The organism is Emticicia sp. (assembly GCF_049241225.1).
In the GTDB taxonomy this organism is placed as follows: Bacteria; Bacteroidota; Bacteroidia; order Cytophagales; family Spirosomataceae; genus Emticicia.
This window is the reverse complement of record NZ_JBMLRC010000063.1, coordinates 1-5,569: the sequence shown is the minus strand read 5'-3', so window position 1 is coordinate 5,569 and position 5,569 is coordinate 1. Positions and strand designations below refer to the sequence as shown.

Genomic DNA, 5,569 nt, shown 5'->3' with positions numbered 1-5,569 from the left:
ATGACCGTATCTCAAAAAATCGCTTCTTTATTATTAGAAACAAAAGCAGTAAAATTAAGTCCTGCTCAACCATTTAAATGGAGTTCGGGTTGGAATTCACCAATCTATTGCGATAACCGTGTAACACTTTCATTTGCCGAAGGACGTACTTTTATCAAGAAATCATTGGCAAAAGCTATCAAAAAACACTTTCCAGATGCCGAGCTTGTAGCTGGTGTTGCTACGGCTGGCATTCCGCAAGGAGCCTTGGTTGCCGATGCGTTGGGTTTACCATTTGCTTATGTACGTCCGAAGCCAAAAGAGCATGGTATGGGTAATCAGATTGAAGGACGCATCGAAAAAGGCCAAAAAGTGGTTGTTATCGAAGATTTGATTTCGACAGGAGGAAGTTCACTAAAAGCCGTTGACGCTCTTCGTGAAGCAGGAATTGAGGTGGTGGGAATGGTGGCCATTTTCACTTATGGTTTTAAAGTTGCTGATAAAAACTTTGCCGATAAGGGTGTAAAATTAGTTACCTTAAGCCATTACAATGCACTTATCGACCAAGCGATTGCTCAAAATTATATCTCAGCTGACTCTTTAGAATCATTGAAAAAATGGAGACGCAATCCTGAGAAATGGGGCGTTTGATGTTTGCTTGCATATTCACTAAAAAAGGTTTGATGCATTGAAGCATCAAACCTTTTTTATTTTACTCAAAGTGCTAATTATCAATTACATCCACCAATTTCAGCCTTGAAAACGGAGCTTGAATTTGCTTGAAATCCCGCATTCAATAAAATCGAATTTCCTGCTTTGTAAATCGTATTGGCAGGCGATAAAATTTTATTAGTGGCTGTAATAGTTTGAGTTGCTTGATTGGTTGTCGTACCGTTTGAAATATCATTGGTCGGGCTAACCAAATTTAAAGAGGCCGAAACCGCATTTAAGTTTGTGTTATTTGTTGTACCAGTCAGGGTTTGGTTTGTAGAAACCACCCGAATTCTATAATTTGACCCAATGGCAATATTCATAGGTATGGTGCAAACTGCAACGCCCGCCGCTGGTGTACTACCGATAATTAGAGGGTTATCAAATGTGCCATTGGCATCTGAAAGTTGCACATCAAACTGATTGGCTGGATTAAAAGCTCCTACCGTCGTAAAATTCACATTAAACGTACTTCCTGCACACAGTGAGTTGATTGTGAAAGTCGGAGTAGATATACTGGCATTGTTGGCCACAATTGTAAACTGAGTATCTACCGGCCCATAAACTACACTACCCTGTCCACCGTCTTGGCTGTAACCCGTTATGGTTAAAGTATAGCTTCCCGGCCCAAGATTTCTACCTAAAACATTATTTTCTGCATTATTGAAAAGTGCAAACAAAGGCAAATTTTCTATAACTTCGTATAAGTATGGAAGTCCTGTAATTTTCATTCTGAAACTTTCTATTGGCACTGATGGACAGATAGGTTTCACCAAAACCGAAGTTTGCTCTGGTACTTCGGCAATTGTCATATTATTGTATAATGGAAACTTAAACACAAACGGATTACCTGCTTGCACATAGTCATATTCGACTAACATTGCACAAGGGCTATTTTCATTAACAACAACCGAGGTAGTTGCAGTGGCAGTACAACTACCCTGCGAAACAGTAACCGTATAAATACCTGTCATTGAGAGAGTTGCATTTGAAATACTTACCGGATTTGAAGTACTCACGAAAGAATTTGGCCCGCTCCATTGATAAGCATTTCCGCCAGAAGCGGTCATTTCAATAGTTTGACCCGCAAAATATGGCCCATTGTTGGTCGCACTTGCACTGACTGACAGAACAGATATAGTTGCAACTGACGATGTCGTTTCCGGACAAGTTCTATCTTTCACCACCGCACGATATTTGGTAGTTTGAGTGAGATTATTATATATCAAACTTGTGCTAGTATTTGCGATATTGGTGATGGTTGTGAAATTATCAGTAGATGATTCCCAACGAAGTATTGTGCCAGATTGGCCACTTAGAGTGAGCGTTCCTGAATTATTTCCCGAGCAAATGCTCATGTCAGAAGCAACGGTCCCTCCTACTGACAAACAATTTGATGGAGAAATAGTAAGATAGGCAGGTTTACGAATACTCACCGCACACTCAGTCAAACCTGAACAACTAGCCTGAGCATAATAAGTGTATGTGCCAGGTGCGGTGTCCGAAGGAATATATTCATTTCCAGAGCCGATCGCCGTACCGCCAGTTGAGCTATTATACCAGGTAATTGTACTAGGTCCTCCATTTCCAGCTGTTAGTACAGTTACCGAGAAACTTTGTACACATAATGGATCAACAGAAGCTGCATCCTCGGCCAATAAAGTCCAAGTACCATTTGGATTTGTACCATTTAAACTTGAAAGCGACTGAACAGGTGCGAAGTTTCCGTTAGCTGGTATTGCTCCAGTCAAAATTGCCGTACCGCCATCTTCAAATACAGTCGTCAAGACCCCAAGTGGAGAATTTCCAATGGCATAAGTATCAGAATTAAGTAGATTAATGATAGTACCATTCGGGGCTAAAATTTTAAAGGAAACTTCATCATAATATGGTCTGGCAGACCCACCAACTGTGCCACAGTCGTTGAGAGAACCAGTACTTCTTTTTCTCCACGTAATCGAAATTTTTGTATTGCCGATTGCATTTCCTGCACCCGAAATAGTCAATTGTGGGTCGGCACCACTTTTAGAGCCACCATCATATCCAATGACCGGACCGGTGTAAGTCACAGTAGTCTGACTCGGACATACAGCACTTGCCTGTAAACCATTCCCTGCTGTTATAGTAGTTCCAGCCGTTATGGTTCGGCTTACTGTAGCTGGCACAGGAGTTCCGATTTTTACGTTAATACCCACTGCCGAAGACAGTATAGTACAACCTAAACGACTTACTGCTACTTGATAATTACCAGATTGTTTGGCAATTAACACAGCCTGATTTTCGTTTGGAATCAATATGTTATTTTTATACCATTGGAAAGTCAAGTCATTTCCCGAATTGGCAGTTAAAATTGCCGAATCTCCGTCACAAAAAGTTGTTGGACGAGTAACAGACAAATTAGCAGAAGGACAATTCGAAACCCCTATAATCGTAATTCTATGTTTTTGATTATAGGTACCTACAACTGCATTTCCACCATTGACATTCATTGTGTATGCTAATTCAACGAATTCGTCGGCTTCATTAAACGAATCATCGTATACTCTCAAAGTAAACGATTGTGATAGATTAGATGCACTCAAAGTTAACGAACCTGCATTCAGAATATCATAATCAATGCCTTCGGTTGCTGTTCCTGATTTAGTAATTGTTAAATTAATATTTTGAGAAGGAGCTTGATCTACCATGATAGTTATGGGATAATCTTTATAAAAACGATTATCATTTAATGGTGCGATCGATTCCTTTTGTCGAGCTATTGTTCCACCAAATTTAAAATGAACCGTTGGTGTGGTTACGGGGTCATTTATCTTGAAACTTCCTATTCGAGTCTTAAAAGCAACTGAAGCAGTGGTAGCATAATACTCAGCAGTAAACCAAAGCGTTTCTTCATCGGTCGGGTCGGTGGTCATGGCAGAATAATCCCCCCAACGTCCATTCGTATTAGTTTGCGAACCACCCGAAGCATGAAAGAGCTGTTCTGCTCCAAGCGTTCCTACAGGATCTGACTTTTTTCGTTCCGCATAATAAATATCAGGATAATTTGTAGTACTCGATCTACTGTAGGCAAGTGCAATATTTCCTCGTTGATCAATTCCTGCACAACCCATCCAGCGATTAATTCCCGTAGTACCATTTACTGCCGTTGGCGAATAAGTTGATTGCTGATTTATTGCCCACGGACTTGAAGGATTTGCCCTTGTTAATTCGTACCATCGAGTAGCAGCTTGATAGGCTGATGCCGATGTCGGATTTGTACCACTTACATTTACTACGTAGTTCATCACCAACGATTCATGATCATCAAAACGTCTGTAAATAATTCTACTCATCATACGATCGGCAAGGGCATCTAATGTAGCCGTTGTACCCTGTTGTTCGATAGGATTTGATGAAGGAGAACGGCCATCAAAAGCAGCTACAGGAATTGCCGTAACACTATTAAGTGTAGAAGCCGAAGGATTTGTAAAATTAGGCGTCAAGGTGCGTATTTGTAGTTCGTCGGCACCTCCAAACTCATCAGCATTAAACGTTACGAAGGTTGGTAAAGCATTTGGTTCAGGAGTCTTGAAGCCTTCAAAACTTACCGGCAAATATCCTCCTGTTGATGGGTCGTTGAAGGCAATACCTGAAGCGGTTGCTTCTCCACTCAACATTTTCTTTCTATCAAAAGCCCAATAACCTTGGCCAAGATAGGCAGTTCCTGATTGGTTGAAATTATGCGTTGTTACGATATAGCTATCATTCCATATACCTACGTGCGGGTAATCAGGAAATACACCCGTTGTAACAAATTCATAAATATAATATGCTCCTGTGGGGTCATTCGTCTGAGAAACGCAAAATATTAGGGATTCTCGTCCGGATGTAAATAAACTACTGAATTGCATTAAAATCCACCGATCGGCAATGTGGTCGTATAGTGTGATAGGATCACCATCATCTGTTGAGGTGGATGCAATCTGGCTAAACTTTAAAGCAGGTGTTAACGGATTTCCTGCCTTGTCATAAACACGATGCACCAAATTGATCATCTGCACTACATGATTTGGCCCAACACTCAAAACAGGGTCTGGTGGCGATAATAATCCAAATCCAGCGGCAGTGTTTTCTGTAGTACCAACCCCATCAAATGAAGCCAAAAGAGCATTAGTTCTTGCTTTTTTCTCTCCATTTTTTATGGATTTCTGAATAACGCTATCGGTACTTTTTGCGAAGGGATTATCCACCGAAAATCTTACTCGTTTGTTGATCTTATTGCGTAGTTCTTGATACTTCGGATTTCTTTCAACTTTTCTTTTAGTATCATATGGCTCAGGTGCTTTTAAGTCTTTTAACTTAGGTGATACTCTTGTGAGTCTTCCGGTAATAATACTTGTAGGAGCTTGCTGACCGAATGTACTCAAACAAATAAACATCGTAAACCAAAGGAGATTTTTTTTCATTATTTGTAATGTTTTCGCTGACAAATTATAAAACTAATACGTGGAATTGTTTTTCAACAGAAATAAATTGATAAATTACTTAGTGGTATTATTTTCGCTCATTAAATTAAGTAAGTAAAAAGAAAAATTTAACTGATAATATCTTGCTACAGAAGAACATCAAGTACGATATGGAGTTACACTAGGAAAAATAGAAAAACTCTGTGAAACTCTGTGTTTTCTCAAACGCTGGGAAACTCCATAGCAACCGACGCACGGTACAAAAAATACTATCAGCTTAATTTTTATTGTTACATATGTATTTGTTTATTACTGCATTGTAATTTAAGTAAGTACAACTTTTTTTTCGTGTTCCTCCCTCTCCATCGGGGAGGGAAAGAAATGGTGGGGTTTGTAAGCAATTGATAATCAGTCTATTTTGACCCCTCCCTAAC

The 5,569-nt window shown here is 39.8% G+C and carries 2 protein-coding genes; one reads left to right on the top strand and one right to left on the bottom strand.

The features are described from left to right. Positions 1-630 (top strand): orotate phosphoribosyltransferase, encoded by a 630-nt coding sequence (pyrE, locus tag ACOVO2_RS04240; RefSeq protein ID WP_421768767.1) that lies wholly within the window; start codon positions 1-3, stop codon positions 628-630. Positions 631-710: 80 nt separating this feature from the next. On the opposite strand, the gene ACOVO2_RS04235 is transcribed toward pyrE, so the two are convergent. Beyond that, positions 711-5,135, bottom strand: coding sequence for a 3-coathanger stack domain-containing protein (locus ACOVO2_RS04235; RefSeq protein WP_421768766.1), 4,425 nt, complete (start codon positions 5,133-5,135; stop codon positions 711-713). Positions 5,136-5,569: the final 434 nt, after the last annotated feature.